Below are 18,186 nucleotides of genomic sequence, written 5' to 3' on the forward strand. Positions count from 1 at the left end.
TTCGTGACGCCTGCGTCACACCTCAGATGAGCTGTCGTACTCCGCCCAGTACAGCGCCGTATCGCCATAGCGCTTGTCGCGAAGCGGCTTAAACGTCGACGGCCAGTCCGGAGCACCGTCGCGCGCGGCCCGTTCGATCACCGTCAACGCGCCGTTCGCGAGCCAGCCACCGCTGTGCAGCGAAGCGAGCACAGTGCCCAGCGAAGCAGCGTCAACGGCGTACGGCGGGTCTGCGAGCACAACGTCGAACTGCACCGACGCAGGAGCTGCGACGACCGTCTCGACCTGCCCGGCGCGCACCGTGCCGCCTAGCTGTAAATCGGCGACATTGCCGCGAAGCACGTCTGCCGCCCGACGGTCGGCTTCGACGAACCACGCGTCCGCAGCGCCGCGCGAAAGCGCTTCGAGACCGAGCGCGCCCGAGCCGGCGTAGAGGTCGAGCACGCGGGCCCCGTCCAGCTCACCGGCCACTTCGAGGGCGTTGAACAGTGCTTCCCGCACCCGCTCGGACGTCGGGCGGGTGCCTTTGGGCGGCACCTTCAGCCGCCGCCCGCCCGCCTTCCCCGCCACGATCCTCGTCACCCGGCCATCTTCGCCCAAGGCCGCGATGTGGCGTTGGGCAGGACTTGCCGAACCCTCGCGCGCGGGCGCGTAGAGTCGTTCTTCGCCCTCCAGAGGCGAAGTCATGGTGTTCAAGGGAGCGTTGCGTGTCGGAACCCCGGGTGAGACGGGCTGAGATCGCCGTCGAGCAGGCACACGTCGACCGGGTCTACACGCGGCTCGCCGAGCTGCGTACCCAGGCCGAGGCGATGCGGACCAAGGGCTACGAGCTAGGCCAAGGCGCCCAGCGCGAAGCGATCTTCGAGCAGGCTTCGATGCTGTTCGAACGCGACATGATGGTCTACCACGCGAACCAGACCCTGCAGACGCTCGACGCCGAGTACGAGGGCCTGGTCTTCGGCAGGCTCGACCACCTCGACCGCGAGCACATCTACGTGGGCCGCCTCGGCATCCGCGACAACGAGTTCGACAACCTGGTCACCGACTGGCGTGCGCCCGCCGCCGCCGCGTTCTACCAGGCCACCGCCGAAGAGCCGATGGACGTCGTGCGCCGCCGCGTCATCCGCTGCTCCGGGCAGACGGTGCTGGACGTGGACGACGACGTGCTGATCGCCGACGCTGTGCCCGAGGAGATGCAGATCGTCGGCGAGGGCGCGCTGATGGCCGCGCTCGGCCGCTCGCGCGGCGAGAAGATGCGCGACATCGTCGCCACGATCCAGAAGGAACAGGACGACGTCATCCGCGCGCCGTGGCGCGGGGTCACCGAGATCACCGGCGGTCCGGGCACCGGCAAGACGGCTGTCGCGCTGCACCGCGCGGCGTATCTGCTGTACCGGCACCGCCGTCAGCTCGGCGGCGCGGGCGTGCTGGTGATCGGTCCGTCGGGCGTCTTCACCACGTATATCTCGCGCGTGCTGCCGTCGATGGGCGAAACGAACGTAGAGCTGCGCGCGCTCGGCGAAGTGCTCGACGGTCTCGAAGCGACGCGACAGGACACAGCCGCGCTGGCCGCGATCAAGGGTTCGCTGCGGATGCGAAAGGTGCTTCTGCGCGCGTTGCGCGACACCCCGCCCGAAGCGCCGACGGAGCTGAAGATCGTCTACCGCGGCGAAGTTCTGAAGCTGACCGCGCGCGAGCTGGAGAAGGTACGGCGTAAGGCGCACACGCAAGGCGCGCCGCCGAACCGGTCGCGCGTACGCGTGGCAGAGCTGCTGCTGGGCGCGCTCGCGGACAAGGCCGAGGAGTACGCGAAGGCGGACGGCAAGGAGATCGACCGCGCGGAGCTGATCAACGATCTCGGCGAGCGCATCGACTTCCACCATTTCCTCGTGGTGTGGTGGCCGACGCTGTACCCGGCGCAGGTGCTCAAGTGGCTCGGTGCCGAGAAGCGGCTGGCCGCGGCGTCGAAGGGCATTCTGAACCGGAACGAGATCAGCTTGCTGGCGGCCGATTTCGCGGACCGTTCGCACGGCTGGTCGGTGGCCGACATCGCGTTGCTGGACGAGTTGCGCGTGCTGGTCGGGCCGGAGCCGAAGCGGCGTCGTCGGCAGACCATGATCGAGGTGGCCCCGGAGCGCGGCAGTTCCGGCGGCGCGCCGCACCGTCCGGAGCATTACGACGAGTACTCGCACGTGGTCGTCGACGAATCGCAGGACCTTTCGCCGATGCAGTGGCGCATGGTCGGCCGTCGCGGCAAGTACGCGAGCTGGACTGTCGTGGGCGACCCGGTGCAGAGTTCGTGGCCGGATCCGGACGAGGCAGCGCAGGCGCGCGACCAGGCGTTCGGCGTGAAGACCACGCGACGGCGCTTCACGCTCCGCACGAACTACCGGAACTCGGCGGAGATCTTCGACTTGGCGGCTAAGGTCGTGGCCGGTCACGCGCAGGCCGACGAGCTGCCCAAGGCCGTGCGCACCACCGGAATCGAGCCGGAAGTCCGGCCGGTCGACCAGGCTGCGCTGGTGACCGCGACGCAGACCGCGGCGAAGGAACTGCTCGGCGCGGTCGAGGGCACGGTCGGTGTGATCACTGCCATGGACCGCGTCGAAGAGGTCGAAGGCTGGCTCGCCGGGCAGACCGACGAGCGGCTGAAGGTCGTCGGCAGCCTCGATTCGAAGGGCCTCGAATACGACGCGGTCGTGCTGGTCGAGCCGATGGACCTGGTCACCGAGTCCTCGACCGGGCGGCGCGTGCTGTACGTGGCGCTCACCCGGGCGACGCAGCAGCTGATCGTGCTGGCGTCCAACCCGGACTGGCTGCCGGTCTCGTGAGTGGCAATCCCGGTTAGAACCGTGATTGCCACTCACGAGACGCGACGGGAAGGGAACTGCCGCCCCGCGCGTTACGCCCTTATGTGACCTCCCTGCCTGACGTGCCGCTGTCCGTGCTCGACCTCTCCCCTGTTTCCGAAGGGAAGGGGGTCGGCGAGGCGCTGCGCAACACGCTCGATCTCGCCCGCAACGCCGAGCGGCTGGGCTATCACCGGTACTGGCTCGCCGAGCACCACAACATGCCGGGCATCGCCAGCTCGGCCACGGCGGTGCTGATCGGGCACGTCGCGGACGCCACCGAATCCATCCGCGTCGGCTCCGGCGGGATCATGCTGCCGAACCACGCGCCGCTCGTGGTGGCCGAGCAGTTCGGCACGCTGGAGGCGTTCCACCCGGGCCGGATCGACCTGGGCATCGGCCGCGCGCCGGGCACCGACCAGCGCACCGCGCTCGCGCTGCGCGGGCCGGGCGGGCTGTCCGCGGAGAACTTCCCCGAGCACCTGATGGAGCTGATCAGCTACTTCGAGCCGGACGCGGCGCGCGGCGTCAACGCGATCACCGCCGAGGGCAACAAGCCGCCCGTGTGGCTGCTGGGCTCCTCCGGTTTCAGCGCGCAGCTGGCCGGACGGCTGGGGCTGCCGTTCTCCTTCGCGCACCATTTCGCGGCTGAGAACACGATTCCGGCGGTGCGCCTGTACCGCGAGAACTTCCGTCCGTCCGAGGTGCTTTCCGAGCCGTACGTGATGCTCGGCGTGCAGGTGATCGCCGCCGAGACCGACGAGCGCGCGGAGTATCTGGCCGGGCCGAGCGGGCTGACCTTCCTGAGCCTGCGCCGCGGCCGCCCGATCGCGCTGCCGACGCCGGAGGACGCCGCCGAGTACCCGTACACCGAAATGGACCGGGCGTTCCTCGCCGAGCGGTTCGGGTCGAGCATCGTCGGCGGGCCGGAGAGTGTCCGGAAGGGACTGGACCAGCTGCTGGCCGACACCGACGCCAACGAGCTGATGATCACCACGATGGTGCACGGCCACGAGGACCGGGTGCGTTCTTACGAGATCCTCGCGGACTTGAAGCGCTGATGGAGGTCTTCGACTGGCAGGGCAAGCACGGGCAGCAGGTTCGGTGGTCCCGGCAGGGTTCGGGGCCGCCGCTCGTGTTCTGTCACGGGACGCCGTGGTCGTCGAAGCTGTGGGAGCCGATCGCTTCGACGTTCGCGCCGGACTTCACCGTCTATCTGTGGGACATGCCGGGCTACGGCAGCTCCACGATGGCCGAGGGCCAGGACGTTTCGCTGGCCGCGCAGGGCGAGACGTTCGCCGCGCTGCTGGACCATTGGGGGCTCGAAGAGCCGGACGTCGTGGCGCACGACTACGGCGGCGCGGTCAGTCTGCGCGCGTTTCTGTTGCACGGTGCGGCTTATCGGTCGCTGGCGCTGGTGGACGTCGTCGCGCTGGCGCCGTGGGGCTCGGAATTCTTCCGTCTGGTCGCGGAGAATGCTGCCGTGTTCGCGCAGCTGCCGCCGAATTTGCACGAGGCGCTGGTACGGGAGTACATCGCCGGTGCCGCACACCGTCCGTTGTCCGCCGAAGCGCACGACATGCTCGTCAGGCCGTGGCTCGGTTCGGAGGGGCAAGCCGCGTTCTACCGGCAGATCGCGCAGGCCGATCAGCGGTACACCGACGAAATCGAGCCGCGCTACCGCGACGTCAGCGTGCCCACGCTCGTCGTGTGGGGCACCGAGGACACCTGGATCCCGGTCGACCGCGCGCACCGGCTCGCCGGGATGATCCCGGGCGCCGGACTGGAATTGGTCCGTTCGGCCGGACACCTCGTCCAGCTCGACGCACCCGAGGCACTCACCGCTTCGCTGCACCGCTGGCTCGCCCGCTGAAATATCCGGAAACCGCCGCACCGGTATTTATTTTCCGGCACTGACAACCGCATTCCCGGCAGTTGTCACAATCGCACAAGAATTCGGCGGTTACGACGCCGTGACCCCGCGGGACGGGGCAAGTTCTTGTCTGCGGGCAGGGCCCTCGTTAGCGTACTGACCAGTAACGAAACCGCACGGTAACCCCGCCGACGCTTTTCTTCCGGCCTGATCCGCCATTCGGACCAGCACCGGAACGGGCGTTCGGCGGGCATTCCGCCGTGCCCGGAAATTGCTGGGAGGTCGGGCGATGGCGTTTCCCGGCGCCGCGGCACTGCACCAGACCGGCCGGCTTTACGCACTGGGGCTCGACGTCGTCCGGCTGACGTTCCGCCGTCCCTTCCAGTTCCGTGAACTCGTGCAGCAGTTCTGGTTCATCGCGAGCGTGTCGATCCTGCCGACCGCGCTGGTGTCGATCCCGTTCGGCGCGGTGATCGCGCTGCACATCGGGTCGCTGACCACGCAGATCGGCGCGCAGTCGTTCACCGGCGCGGCGAGCGTGCTGGCGATCATCCAGCAGGCCAGCCCGATCGTGACCGCGCTGCTGATCGCGGGCGCGGGCGGCAGCGCGATGTGCGCCGACCTCGGTTCGCGCACCATCCGCGAGGAAATCGACGCGATGGAGGTGCTGGGGGTTTCGCCGATCCAGCGGCTGATCGTGCCGCGGGTGCTGGCCGCGATGGGCGTGGCGGTGTTCCTCAACGGCATGGTCAGCGTGGTCGGCGTCCTCGGCGGCTACTTCTTCAACGTGATCATGCAGGGCGGCACCCCGGGCGCGTACCTGGCGAGTTTCTCCGCTCTCGCGCAGTTGCCGGACCTGTGGATCAGCGAGATCAAAGCGCTGCTGTTCGGCTTCGTCGCCGCGGTCGTCGCGTCCTACCGAGGGCTGAACCCGCGCGGCGGGCCGAAGGGCGTCGGCGACGCGGTGAACCAGTCCGTCGTCATCACGTTCCTGCTGCTGTTCGTGCTGAACCTGATCCTCACCACGGTGTACCTCCAGCTCGTGCCGCCGAAGGGAAGCTGATGGCCACCCCGACTCCGACACGCGTGCTTGAGGCCATCGACCGCAGGCTGGGCTTCCTCGACACTCTCGGCGACCAGATCCTGTTCTTCCTGCGTGCGCTCGGCTGGGTGCCGCGTGCGGTGCGCCGGTACCTGCGCGAGATCGTCCGGCTGCTGGCCGAGGTGAGCTTCGGCAGCGGCGCGCTGGCGGTGATCGGCGGAACGATCGGCGTGATGGTCGGGATGACCGTAGCGACCGGGACTGTCGTTGGGCTGCAAGGGTATTCGGCGCTGAACCAGGTGGGTACGTCGGCGTTCGCCGGGTTCATTTCGGCGTACTTCAACACTCGCGAGATCGCGCCGCTGGTGGCTGCGCTGGCATTGTCGGCGACGGTCGGCTGCGGGTTCACCGCGCAACTGGGCGCGATGCGGATCTCGGAGGAGATCGACGCGCTCGAGGTGATGGGCATCCCGAGCGTGCCGTATCTGGTGACCACGCGGGTGATCGCCGGGTTCATCGCGGTGATTCCGCTGTACGCCGTGGGGCTGCTGTCGTCATACCTCGCGTCGCGGCAGGTCACGGTGTGGGGCTTCGGGCAATCGGCGGGCACGTACGACCATTACTTCCTGCTGTTCCTGCCGCCTGGCGACGTGCTGTGGTCGTTCGGGAAAGTGCTGGTCTTCAGCGTTGTCGTGGTGCTCGCGCATTGCTACTACGGCTTCCGCGCGAGCGGCGGCCCGGCCGGTGTCGGCGTGGCGGTGGGGCGGGCGGTACGGACGGCGATCGTCGCGATCAGCGTCCTGGACTTCTTCCTCAGCCTCGCCATCTGGGGTGCCACGACGACCGTGCAGGTGGCCGGATGAACCGGCGTTGGCACAAGACCCGAGTCCGCACCGCCGGGGTGCTGTTCCTGGCGGCGCTGTCGGCGTTTGTGCTGATCACGGTGAAGATCTACAACAAGGACTTCACCACGACGGTCCCGGTGACGCTGCAGGCCGACCGCGTCGGCAACCAGCTGCGCACGGGCGGGCAGGTGAAGGCGCGCGGGGTCGTGGTCGGCGAGATCCGGGGCGTGCGCGCGATCCGCGGCGGTGCGGAAATCTCGCTGGCGCTGGATCCGGACCAGGTGAAGTGGCTGCCGGTCAACGTCTCCGCGTTGCTCGTGCCCAAGACCCTCTTCGGCGAACGGTACGTCCAACTGTCCATTCCGGACACTGACCGGAAGCGGCCGCTGCAGTCCGGAGACGTGATCTCGCAGGACCGGTCGGCGAACGCGATCGAACTGGAGCGGGTCTTCGACAACCTGCTGCCGGTGTTGAAGGCCGTACAGCCGCAGAAACTGGCGACCACGCTGACCGCGGTTTCCACTGCACTGCAAGGCCGGGGCGCACAACTGGGCCAGACGTTGGCGACCGCGTCGGACTACCTGCGGCGGTTCAACCCGAACCTGCCGCAGCTGGACCGAAACGTGCGCGACCTCGCCACCGTCACCCAGATGTACGGCGACATCGCGCCCGATCTGCTCGACGCGCTCACCGATTCGTCGGTCACCCTCGGCACGATCAACGCGAAGCGCACGGACCTCGGCTCGCTGTATCAGCAGGTCACGACGTCGTCGCAGGACCTCACGACGTTCTTGCGGCAGAACCGAAACAACATCATCGCGTTGTCCGCGGACAGCCGCCGCCCGCTCGAAATCGGCGCTAAGTACTCCCCCAGCTTCCCTTGCACTCTACAGGCCCTCACCGACTTAAAACCGTCGATGGACAAGGTCCTCGGCGCTGGAACGAACGAACCTGGGCTGCACGTCGAGGTCACCGTGTCGCAGTCGCGCGGGAAATACGTGCCCGGCAAGGACGCTCCCGCCTACACCGAGAAGACCGGCCCGCGCTGCTACCCGAGCGGGGTGGTGCCGACCGCCGGAACTCCGGCGACGGAGCCGTCGACCGGCGATCTCGGCATCGCGAATTCCCCGCAGGAGCAACAGTTCCTGGCTCCGTTGGTCGCGCCGTCGCTGGGCATGTCGACCGCCGAGGTGCCGACGTGGAGCAGCGTGCTCGTCGGCCCGCTCTACCGCGGAACGGAGGTGACGGCGAAGTGAGAAACCTTGCCGCTCCCCTGGTCAAAAGCCTGATCTTCATCCTGGTCACCGTCCTCGCGACGGTCATTCTCGCGTTGTCGATCACCGGTGGCTCGGTCGGCGGGAGCCAGCGGTACGGAGCCACTTTCCTCGACGCCACCGCATTGAATGTCGGCGATGACGTGCGGATTTCCGGGGTGAAGGTCGGGCAGATCGAAGACCTCGGCGTGGTCGGCCACAACCGCGCGCACGTCAGTTTCTCGCTGGAGAACGGCCGCACGGTGCCCGCCAACGTGACGGCGGTGATCAAGTACCGCAACATGGTCGGCCAGCGCTATCTCTCGCTGGAACGTCCTCGCGCCGCCGCCGGGGTGTTGCCTCCAGACGGCGAAATCCCCCTCGACCGCACGACTCCCGCGCTCGACCTGACCGACCTGTTCAACGGCTTCAAACCGCTCTTCCAGGCACTCTCGCCCAAGGACGTCAACGACCTGTCCGGCGAGATTGTCCAAGTGCTGCAAGGAGAAGGCGGCACGGTGACCGAACTGCTGCAGCATACCGGTTCGCTCACCAGCACGCTCGCCGGCCGGGACCACGTGATCGGCGAGGTGATCGGCAACCTGAACTCAGTGCTGAAAACGGTGAACGGCAAGGGAGATTCGCTCGCGACGCTGGTGTCGACCCTGCGGCAGCTCGTGTCCGGGCTCGCCGAGGACCGCACCGCGATCGGCGACGCGGTGTCCGGCTTGGCCGACCTGACCCAGTCCACCAGCGGGTTGCTCACCGAAATCCGGCCCGGGCTCAAGGACAGCATCTCCGGTCTCGACGCGCTGACCCGGAACCTGGACAAGGGGGAAGCCGACGTGGACAAGGCCCTGTCCACGCTGCCGCGGAAGTTGAACGGCATCGGCACGCTCGGGTCGTACGGCTCGTGGATGAACTTCTACCTGTGCAGCGCCACCTTGGAAACGACGCCGCCGCGAGGCGTGCCGGCGACCGCGGCGAGGTGTGGCGCGTGAAGTCGTTCCGGGAGCGCAATCCGCTCGTGCTGGGGATCGTCGGCAGCGTCGCGCTGGCCGCGGTGCTCACCGGCACGCTGAACTACAACAACCTGCCTTTTCTCGGCGGCACCACCTACCAGGCCGAATTCAGCGAGGCCGCCGGGCTGCAAACGGACGACGAGGTGCGGATCGCCGGGATCAAGGTCGGCGAAGTGTCCCAAGTGGACCTGGACGACGACCACGTGCTGGTCAGCTTCCGGGTGAAGAACGCCTGGATCGGGAACCGGACGTCGGCGCAGATCAAGATCAAGACGTTGCTGGGCCGGAAGTTCCTCGCCCTCGACCCGTCCGGCGCCGCGGAGCAGGACCCGGACCAGCCGATCCCGCGCGACCGCACGGTGACCCCGTACGACGTCACCGACGCATTCAACGGACTCGCCGACACCGCGGGCGCGATCGACACGAAACAGCTCGCGACCAGCTTCTCCACGATCAGCGACACCTTCCGCAACTCGCCGCAGCACGTCCGCACCGCGCTCGACGGGCTCAGCGCGCTGTCGAAAACGGTCTCGTCGCGCGACAACGAGATCGCCGAACTGCTGGCCAACGCGCGCAAACTGACCACCACCATCGCCGACTCGAACGACGACTTCGAAAAGCTCGTCAAGGACGGCGACCTGCTGCTCACCGAACTGGACCACCGCCGCGAAGCGATCCACCAGTTGCTCGTCGGCACCCAGCAGCTCGCTGCGCAACTGTCCGGCTTGGTTTCGGACAACACCGCGCAGCTCGCTCCGGCGTTGAAGCAGCTCGACCAGGTGACCGATCTGCTGCAACGGCAGGACGCGAACCTCACGCAAAGCCTCAAGCTCGCCGGGCCGTACTTCCGCGTGCTGAACAACACCGCGGGCAACGGCCGCTGGATCGACAGCTATCTGTGCGGGCTCATTCCGGAGAACCGCGATCCGTGCACCCCGCCGAAGGGAGGCGCGAAATGACCGCGCGCACTTACCGTTTCGTCGTCTTCCTGCTGGTCATGGCCTTGGTGGTGTGCGGCGTGATGTGGTGGGTGTTCTCCGGCTCCGGCCGATACCGCGTCACGGCGTACTTTTCGCGGGCCGTCGGTGTCTACAGTGGATCCGACGTCCGGGTGCTCGGGGTGAAGGTCGGCGAGGTCACCGCGGTCCTTCCCCAGGGCGGCCAGGTTCGTGTCGACTTATCGGTAGATCCGCACATCCCGGTCGCCGCCAACACGACCGCGCTGGTCATCGCGCCGAGTGTGGTCGCCGACCGCTACGTCCAGCTGGGCAAACTCGCCCGGGGCGGCCCGCGCTTGGCCGACGGCGCGGTGATCGGCACCGACCGCACGGGCACGCCGGTGGAGCTGGACCAGCTGTACTCGAGCCTGGACACGCTGAGCAAAGCACTCGGCCCGAACGGCGCGAACTCCAACGGCGCGCTGTCGGAACTTCTGCGCACCGGCGCGGCGAACCTGGACGGCAACGGCAAGGCGTTCAACACGTCCGTGCGCGATTTCGCCCGCCTCGCCCGCACGCTGGCGGGCAACTCCTCGGATCTGTTCGGCACGGTCGACGAGCTGCAGAAGTTCACCACCATGCTCGCGACGAACGACCGCCAGGTCGCGGATGTGAACCAGCAGCTGGCCAAGGTGTCCGGCACCCTCGCGGCGAACCGCACCGAGCTGTCCGACGCGCTGCGCTCGCTCGCCAGCGCACTCGCCTCCGTCCAGGGCTTCATCCGGGACAACCGAGCCGCGATCAAGTCCAATGTGGACAAACTGGCCAAGACAACGCAGATCCTGGTCGACCAACGCGCTTCGCTGGCCGAAGCGCTGGACGTCGCCCCGCTGGCCGCGCAGAACGTGCTGAACGCGGTCGATCCGGCCACCGGACGTCTCCAGGGCCGCTCTGACCTGCTGGAATACCTGCCGCTGCCGGCAACGGACGTGGCCGTGACGGGAGGCGGCCGATGAAGGCGCGACGGCTTGTCCTGGTGCTGGCGGTGAGCACGCTCGCCGGATGCTCCGCACCAGGCGGTTTCCACGGCGTCTACGACCTCCCGCTGCCCGGCGGTGCGGACCTCGGCGCGCATCCCTACGAGGTCACCGTCCAGTTCGCCGACGTGCTCGATCTGGTCCCGCAGGCCGCGGTGAAGGTGGACGACGTCCCCGTCGGCCGGGTCCAATCGATCCGGCTGGGAGCGGACGGCTGGACCGCCGAAACCGTCCTGGCCGTCAACGGCGACGTCCACCTCCCCGCGAACGCGATCGCCCGCCTGCGGCAATCGTCGCTCCTGGGCGAGAAATTCGTCGAACTGGCCGCGCCGGTCGAGGCGCCCTCCGGCCAGTTGGGCGACAAAGCCGTCATCCCGGTGTCGCGAACCAACCGCAACCCGGAGTTCGAGGAGATCTTCGGTGCGTTGTCGCTGCTGCTCAACGGCGGCGGAATCGGGCAGTTGCAGACGATCAACCGCGAACTGACGAAGGCCATGGACGGCAACGAGGAGGAGATCCGCAGCTTTCTCTCCGGAGTCAACCAGCTGATGACGAACCTGGACGCCCATCGCCGCGACATCACCGCCGCGCTGGACGGCCTCAACCACCTCTCCGCGACGCTGGCCAACCGGAACTCGCAGATCGCCGACGCCCTCACCGACCTGACGCCCGGGTTGAAGACCCTCACCGACCAGCGGCCGCAACTGGTGACGATGCTGCAGTCGCTGGATCAACTGTCCACAGTGGCCACCGTCGTCACGAACAAGAGCCGCGACAACCTGGCCGCCGATCTGCGCGCACTCGCCCCCATCCTGCGCCGCTTGGCCGATGCCGGGCAGAACCTGCCGAAAGCGTTGGAAATCCTTCCCTCGTTCCCCTTCACCGACCCCGTACTGGACGCGATCAAGGGCGACTACGTGAACGTCTACGCCTCGATGGTTCCCGGCTCCGGTGTTCCGCTGCCTCCGCCCGGCCAAGGCGTCCCGCCCGGTCTCCCGACGCTGCCGCTCTCGTCCGGGGGCCGCTGATGCTCACCAGACGGATCCGGATGCAGGTCATCGCCTTCGTGATAGTCGCGTTGGCCGCAACTTCCTTTGTGGGCGCGAAATACGCCGGAATCGCGCGCCTGTTCGGTACCGGTAGTTACACCGTCCGCCTGGAACTGTCCGAGGGCGGCGGCATCTTCACCAACGGCGAGGTCACCTACCGTGGCGTGGCCGTCGGCCGGATCGGCCAGCTGCGCCTGACTGACCACGGCATGGAAGCGGACCTGCTGCTGGACACGTCCGCTCCGAAGATCCCTTCAAACTCCCGCGCCGTTGTCGCGAACCGCTCCGCCGTCGGCGAGCAATATGTCGACCTGCAACCGCCCGGCGACCAGGGTCCCTACCTTGAAGACGGCAGCGTAATCCCCCGCAGCGCCACCAGCCTGCCGCTGCCCGTGCAGACGTTCCTGTCCGATGTGGACTCGCTGACCGCTTCCGTGCCGACCGAGGACCTGCGCACGGTGGTGAACGAACTGGACAACGCTCTGCAGGGCAGCGGCCCGGACCTGCAACTGCTGATGGACACCGCGAGGTCGTTCACCAACTCCGCCTCCGCGCACCTGCCGGAGACGGCAAAACTCATCGACGACGGCTCGACGGTCCTGAAAACGCAAGCCGCGTCCTCGACGGCGTGGCGAGATTTCAGCCGCAACGCCCACCTGTTCGCCGCACAGCTGGCGTCCTCGGACGGCGACCTGCGCCAGCTGATCGCCACCGCGCCACCGGCTGCTTCCCAGGTGACCGGCTTGCTGCGGGACACCAGCCCAGGCCTGCCGATCCTGATGGCGAACCTGCTCACGACAGCGGACGTCTTCAGCGCTCGAACCGACGGCTTGGAGCAACTGCTGGTGACCCTCCCGAAAACGGTGGCCGCGACGTCGTCGGCCATCACTCCGGACGGCGGGAAGCTGTCGCTGGCGTTGACGTTCTTCGACCCGCCGCCGTGCCGGAAGGGCTACGAGAGCACGAAAGTCCGCAGCAGCGCCGAACTGCCGGTGCTCCCGTTCAACACTTCCGCGGCCTGCACCCTGCCCGCCGGGGACCCGTCGTCGGTGCGCGGCTCGCAGAACGCCCCGCACGCCGGGGTCCCGGCGCCTGCCCAGCCCGGAGGTCTTCCCGGGGTCGCTGGAGGGCTTCCGACGTCGACTGATCTGGAGGAGATGCTGTGGCTACGCCGGGGAAACTGAAGGTCTCACCGGAGGTGACTTCTTCCGATGGCGACGCATTGCCTGACGCGGTGTCTGCTGCTTCCTCCGCCCCCGCTACGCCACTCACCGACGACACCACTGCCTCCACCGCATCCCCGGACGGCGCGCCAACCGCTGCCAAAGCCTCCCGCCGCACCCTGACGTGGGCCGCCGGAATCGCCCTGGCCGCGGCAGCCGCTTTCGCCGCCTGGTCAGCCTGGTCGTGGCACGCCGCCGCGACCGCGCCCACCTCGACCGCAGGCGCGGCGAGAGACGAGGCCGTCGCCGCCGGCCGCACCCTGGTCGCCACCGTCACCACCTTCGACCCCCAACACCGGGACCAAGACCTAGCCCACTGGCAATCCGCGACGACCGGCGCACTCCAAACGACCCTGCCGAACAACGTCCCGTCCGACGGCACCGCCACCGCCGGCCACGTCCTCGACGCCGGACTCTCCGACCTGGACGCCGAAGCCGGTACCGCGAAACTCCTCGCCTCGGTGGAAATCACCGTCGCCAAGGACGGCACCGCGCAGCCAGTCCGCCGCACCCGCTTGTCGGCGACACTGGCCCGCACGGCCTCCGGCTGGAAACTCAGCTCGCTGGAGCAATTGGGGGTGGCCGGATCATGAAACTCACCCAGCGCTGGTCGAAATCACGCACCAGGCCCGTCGATTCCCCAGCGGACACCACCGCGGCTGAAGAGCCACCCGACGCTTCTGTCGAAGCTACCCAGCCAGCCCCTCCTCCCACTGCCGCAGACGACAAGGCCACCCAGCCAGCCTCTCCTCACCCCACCACCATCGCAGACGACGAAGCCGCCCAGCCAGCCAACGCAGCCGCTCACCCGCCCGCGACCGCGACCCCATCGCCCAGCAACTCAACTCCTGAGCAGCCCGCAAGTCCGGATCAACCACCCATCGCCGCTGAGCCCGTCCAACCTCCCCTCGCCGAACCCAAAGCCGTCCAGTCCTCCGCTCCCGACCCGCTCGACGCCGAGCCGACTCTCCCCTCGCCACCCGCAGATCCCGAACCCGCCACTCCCCTCAACACCCGCCGTCTCCCCGCGCTCCTCCTGGCCTTGACCGTCCTCCTCACCGCCGCCGGCATCTGGTGCACCGTCGAAGCCCGCTCCACCAGCGCGTCCGCCGCCGCCTCGAACCACGCGCTGACCGATCAACCGGCCACCGCCGAAGTCACCTCCGCCATCAGCCTCACTCTCAACAAGATCTTCTCCTACACCTACGACAAAACCGACGTCGCCAAGAACGCCGCAGCCACCTTGCTCCGCGGCCACGCCCGCGATTCCTACGAGAAGCTCTTCGCCCAGGTCCGCACTATGGCCCCGAGCCAACGACTGACCCTCACCTCGCGAGTTTCCGCCACGTCCGTACAGCAACTCGCGAATGACCACGCACAGTTGCTCGCTTTCCTCGACCAGTCCGCCACGAGGGGGAATTCCGCCGCTCCGGAGACAGCCGCCGCACAACTGGCCGTCACCGCTCAGCGAATTGACGGAAACTGGTACATCACCGATCTCGCGCCCCGATGAAATTCTGTTTCCTCACCGCCGAAGGAGTACCGTCATGCCCATTTCCCGGATCGCCCGTATCGGCGCGGTCGCAGCGGCCGCCGCGACCGCGGTCAGCCTCGCCTCCGCCGTTCCCGCGTCGGCGACCGAAATACCCATTCCGATCTCTTACTCGGTAACGGGCAGCACAGTCGTGAAGAAGACCGGAAGCACTCTCGACCTCGGCCCCGGAACTCTTGCCGGAAATCTCCTGGTCGACGACCAAACCGGAGCCGTCGGCCTCAACGCCAATCTGCAATTGCCGCCGTCCACCGCGCACATTTCGCTGCTCGCCGGCGGATTCAAGATCAAGGCGAAGGTCACCGTCACCCCGACCGCGCCCGCCACTGGCAGCCTCGCGAACGGCACCCTCACCACCCACGAGACCGCGAACATGGAGATCAGCGACATCTGGGCGGGCCCGATCGTGCCGGTCTTCCCGGTGCCGACCGTGCCCGGCAGCTGCACGACCGTCAAGCCGATCGACCTGACCCTGGCCGCGGCGAACGTCGACATCACCAAGCCGATCACACTCACCGGGAATTACACCATCCCGGACTTCAAGAACTGCTTCATCGCCGATCTCGCACTCGGCGCACTCGTGTCCGGTCCGGACAACACGATCTCGCTGACCTTGACGTCCAAGAATTGATCAACCACGGGAAAACGGAGTGCCGGAAACTGTTCCGGCACTCCGTTTTCGCATACCCGATCTTCGCTTAATTGTCACCTTCGCACGAAACGCCGATACGGTTTACGCGGCCGTTGACAAAAGAATCGGTCCAGTTGCCGACCTGCGGACCAGGCGCGGAGCAGGGTTGTTGTCGACTGAACTCACGGGTAACCTTGGGCTCGCGGCCGGGATTCCCTACCGAGCCGATCCCCGTTCCCGGCGAATGTCCCGGAACGGAATCCGCGGAAACCTCCGTCCCCACTGCGCAGGATCGCCGCGAAACCGCAATTCGATCTAAGGAGAATGGTATGCCCCGGCTCAGCAAACTGTCCACCGGCGTGGTGACCGGCTTCGCCGTAGGCGCGATCGCGGTCCTGACCGCGGGCACGGCCTCGGCCGCTACCGCGACCTACAAGGCCGGCCCCGCGAACTACAGCTGCACGTTCCCGGCCATCCCGCCGCAGACCGTCGCGGTCACCGCGCAGTTCGACGGCCCGGACACGATCCCGGCAGGCGGCACCACGACGCCGGCCAACGTTTCCGGCACCGCGACCATCACCGCGCTGGTCCACGCGTTGCTCACCGCCGCGGGTTACGACGGAATCCGCGGCACCGCGGACGTCCCGATCACCGTCGACAACGGCTCGCTCTCCCCGTCGGACGCCTCCGGCCTGCAGATCCCGGAGCAGATTTATCCGGCAGGCGGCCCGATCACGGTGAACATCGCGCAGACGTCGACGTCGTCGATCCCGACCTACACCGCCCCGAGCAGCCCCGGCACGGTGACGTACGGCCTCGACACCGGGCTCTCCGCGCAACTCGAGTTCCACAAGCCGTCGGACGACAGCTGGACCCCGTGGACCATGACGTGCACCGCTCCGTCGGGCACCAGCTTCAGCCCTTCGGGCACGATTTCCTGACCCTGGCTGACGGAGGGGCGGCTGAATGCCGCCCCTCCGTTGTCGTTTCCGGGACCGGCGGCTGCTGATACGGCGGCGAAACTCCCGACCGTCAGGGCACGGCGCCGAACTTCACGTCACGAGAACGGGAACGCGCGGCCGTCTTTCCCCGCGGCAGGAGCAGGTCCAGCGGCACGGAACCAACGCCTAGCGACGAGGTGTTGCATTCGCTGCGGCAACAGACAAAGTCCTGTCCCGGCGAAGGGTTCTGCGCCTGCGATGCGGCTCGCTCCTTGCCGACGACGGAGAACCGGCCCGTTTCAAACGGCAAGCGACCGGATGCCAATACGACAAGCGGGAACCGGCCCGAACCCAACAACCCTTTCCAACACACCAGATCCGCCTCTTCAACGCCCGGGAACCGGCTCGAAGCGAAACCTCGGCAGCCGCTCTTCCTCCAGCGCACCAGAAACCGGAGCCGGGCCAGAGTCCGGGCAGCCAGCCTCGCTCAGGACCCGGACGTCGCTTCAATGGCCACAGGGCACCGACCGGTCCGTGATCACCAGGCCGAACTCGTAGCCCGCCGACGCGCCGGTGACCGGCCCGCACACCGGCGGCTTCGGCACCGTCGCCTGGCTGTAGGAGTTGTTGCCCCAGGCGACCAGCGATCCGTCCGCCTTGATCGCCAGGTTGTGGTTCCACCCGGCGTCGATGGCGACAACCCCGGTCTTGGCCGTCGCGGGCACGTCGGTCTGGCCGTAGTTGTCGTGGCCCCAGGCGATGACTCCGCCGTCCTTCAACGCGAGACTGTGCTCATACCCGGCCGAAATGGCCGTCACCCCGGACCGCGCCGCGGCGGGAACCGTCGTCTGGCCGAAAGCGTTGCTGCCCCAGGCAAGCACGGAACCGTTCTTCAGCACGAGATTGTGGTCCCCGCCCGCCGAGATCGCGTCGACGCCGGACTCCGCGAAGTCCGGCACGTCCTCCCGGCTGCCCCAGCTCACCACCTGGCCGTTCCGCAACAACGCGAGGCTGTGCACCGTGCTGGAGGAAATCGCGGTGACCCCGCTGGACACCGACGCCGGAAGCTCTGTCTGGCCGTACCAGTCGTTGCCCCACGCGTACACCTTGCCGTTCTTGAGGCCAAGACCGTGCAGCCAGCCAGCGGCGATCTGGGCGGTGCCGGACGACAGGTCCGCCGGCACCTCGCTTTCGCCGAAGTTGTTGTCGCCCCAGGCGAGCACAGCGCCGTTCTTGAGCGCCAGCGCGAACAATCCACCGGCCGAAACCGCGGAGAGGCCCGAGGTGGTGGCCGCCGGCAGTCCCTGCATGCCCCGGGTCCCCCATTGGTAGACGCCCCCGGCCGCCGTCAGCTGGGGCACGTTCGCCGCACCGGCCGCGCTGCCCGCTGCCCCCGGCTGCGCCGCGCTCACGGTGTTCGCCGACTTCGCCGGTTGCGCGTTCAACGCAACCGCCGAACCGCTTGACGCCGCGCCTGCTCCCACCACGACGACCGCGGCGACCGCTGCCGCGCCCTTGCCCCATCGCCGGTATCCGGCCGCCATCGCAGCTCCTTCCTCCGAACGTCTGGCAGGGATGATTCCAGCCTCGCGGCCTCCGCGGCGAATGCGGCGATTCTTTGTCAGAATCCGATGAAAGCCCGCCCCCGAACTGTCTCCTGAATCCAAGAAAAGCCCTGGCGGGCAACGGAAAACCACCGTATCCCGGCCACCCTTGCGAACCGGCGAAACTCACCGGTAACTTCGCTCGGAAGCCATTCTCTTGACTGCCGGGCGAGGAGGCGCACCATGCCGGAACCACGCGGGCGCCCGGTCCGCCGCCGCCTGCCCCGCCGGACGGCTTCCGCCGCCCTCGCAGTCCTCGGGGCCCTGTCGATCGGCACTGGAGCGCTCACCGGCGTCAGCTCCGCCTCGACCGAGACGCCCCCGCCT

General features: G+C 68.0%; 17 protein-coding genes. 15 read left to right on the top strand and 2 right to left on the bottom strand.

The genetic code is table 11. The features are described from left to right. Nucleotides 1-15: 15 nt before the first annotated feature. A complete protein-coding gene (gene rsmD, locus D0D37_RS30465; protein ID WP_208720223.1) occupies nt 16-582 on the bottom strand; it encodes a 16S rRNA (guanine(966)-N(2))-methyltransferase RsmD in 567 nt (188 codons plus the stop codon). Between the two features lie 125 nt (nt 583-707). On the opposite strand from rsmD, the gene D0D37_RS30470 reads away from it, so the two are divergent. From D0D37_RS30470 to D0D37_RS30540, 15 genes are all read left to right on the top strand, one after another. Further along, complete coding sequence (locus D0D37_RS30470; RefSeq protein ID WP_116204045.1) at nt 708-2,831, top strand: HelD family protein; 2,124 nt, start codon at nt 708-710, stop codon at nt 2,829-2,831. A gap of 83 nt (nt 2,832-2,914) precedes the next feature. Next, nucleotides 2,915-3,910, top strand: a complete 996-nt coding sequence (locus D0D37_RS30475) for an LLM class flavin-dependent oxidoreductase (protein ID WP_208720224.1) — start codon at nt 2,915-2,917, stop codon at nt 3,908-3,910. After that, the gene (locus D0D37_RS30480; RefSeq protein ID WP_116204046.1) at nt 3,910-4,722 is read left to right on the top strand and encodes an alpha/beta fold hydrolase; all 813 of its coding nucleotides are present in this window, start codon (nt 3,910-3,912) and stop codon (nt 4,720-4,722) included. Before D0D37_RS30475 ends, D0D37_RS30480 begins: the two co-directional genes overlap by 1 nt. 289 nt (nt 4,723-5,011) lie before the next feature. After that, the gene (locus tag D0D37_RS30485; RefSeq protein WP_009074192.1) at nt 5,012-5,785 is read left to right on the top strand and encodes an MlaE family ABC transporter permease; all 774 of its coding nucleotides are present in this window, start codon (nt 5,012-5,014) and stop codon (nt 5,783-5,785) included. Beyond that, nucleotides 5,785-6,627 carry an MlaE family ABC transporter permease gene (locus tag D0D37_RS30490; RefSeq protein WP_116204047.1) on the top strand — a complete coding sequence of 281 codons (843 nt, stop codon included), beginning with the start codon at nt 5,785-5,787 and terminating at the stop codon, nt 6,625-6,627. Before D0D37_RS30485 ends, D0D37_RS30490 begins: the two co-directional genes overlap by 1 nt. Continuing rightward, entirely contained in the window at nt 6,624-7,865 is a 1,242-nt protein-coding gene (locus tag D0D37_RS30495; RefSeq protein ID WP_116204048.1) for an MCE family protein, read from the top strand. Before D0D37_RS30490 ends, D0D37_RS30495 begins: the two co-directional genes overlap by 4 nt. Next, on the top strand, nt 7,862-8,863 hold the full coding sequence (locus tag D0D37_RS30500) for an MCE family protein (RefSeq protein WP_116204049.1): 1,002 nt from the start codon (nt 7,862-7,864) through the stop codon (nt 8,861-8,863). Before D0D37_RS30495 ends, D0D37_RS30500 begins: the two co-directional genes overlap by 4 nt. Then, nucleotides 8,860-9,843: an MCE family protein gene (locus tag D0D37_RS30505; RefSeq protein WP_116204060.1), complete on the top strand. Its 984-nt coding sequence runs from the start codon at nt 8,860-8,862 to the stop codon at nt 9,841-9,843. The genes D0D37_RS30500 and D0D37_RS30505 overlap by 4 nt, the downstream gene beginning before the upstream one ends. After that, nucleotides 9,840-10,838, top strand: a complete 999-nt coding sequence (locus D0D37_RS30510; RefSeq protein ID WP_116204050.1) for an MCE family protein — start codon at nt 9,840-9,842, stop codon at nt 10,836-10,838. Before D0D37_RS30505 ends, D0D37_RS30510 begins: the two co-directional genes overlap by 4 nt. After that, nucleotides 10,835-11,887: an MCE family protein gene (locus tag D0D37_RS30515; RefSeq protein ID WP_116204051.1), complete on the top strand. Its 1,053-nt coding sequence runs from the start codon at nt 10,835-10,837 to the stop codon at nt 11,885-11,887. Before D0D37_RS30510 ends, D0D37_RS30515 begins: the two co-directional genes overlap by 4 nt. Further along, nucleotides 11,887-13,092: an MCE family protein gene (locus tag D0D37_RS30520; RefSeq protein WP_116204052.1), complete on the top strand. Its 1,206-nt coding sequence runs from the start codon at nt 11,887-11,889 to the stop codon at nt 13,090-13,092. The genes D0D37_RS30515 and D0D37_RS30520 overlap by 1 nt, the downstream gene beginning before the upstream one ends. Before the next feature lie 14 nt (nt 13,093-13,106). Further along, complete coding sequence (locus D0D37_RS30525; RefSeq protein ID WP_244223728.1) at nt 13,107-13,724, top strand: hypothetical protein; 618 nt, start codon at nt 13,107-13,109, stop codon at nt 13,722-13,724. Nucleotides 13,725-14,173: 449 nt separating this feature from the next. Then, nucleotides 14,174-14,644, top strand: a complete 471-nt coding sequence (locus D0D37_RS47550) for a hypothetical protein (RefSeq protein ID WP_244223729.1) — start codon at nt 14,174-14,176, stop codon at nt 14,642-14,644. 34 nt (nt 14,645-14,678) lie between these two features. Continuing rightward, nucleotides 14,679-15,314, top strand: a complete 636-nt coding sequence (locus D0D37_RS30535) for a hypothetical protein (protein WP_116204054.1) — start codon at nt 14,679-14,681, stop codon at nt 15,312-15,314. Nucleotides 15,315-15,643: 329 nt separating this feature from the next. After that, a complete protein-coding gene (locus D0D37_RS30540; protein ID WP_116204055.1) occupies nt 15,644-16,255 on the top strand; it encodes a DUF6801 domain-containing protein in 612 nt (203 codons plus the stop codon). Between the two features lie 506 nt (nt 16,256-16,761). Here the strand turns inward: D0D37_RS30540 and D0D37_RS30545 are convergent. Then, complete coding sequence (locus D0D37_RS30545) at nt 16,762-17,799, bottom strand: RCC1 domain-containing protein (RefSeq protein WP_116204056.1); 1,038 nt, start codon at nt 17,797-17,799, stop codon at nt 16,762-16,764. Nucleotides 17,800-18,186: the final 387 nt, after the last annotated feature.

Origin of the sequence: Amycolatopsis circi, from assembly GCF_003385235.1 — a bacterium.
Classification (GTDB): domain Bacteria; phylum Actinomycetota; class Actinomycetes; order Mycobacteriales; family Pseudonocardiaceae; genus Amycolatopsis; species Amycolatopsis circi.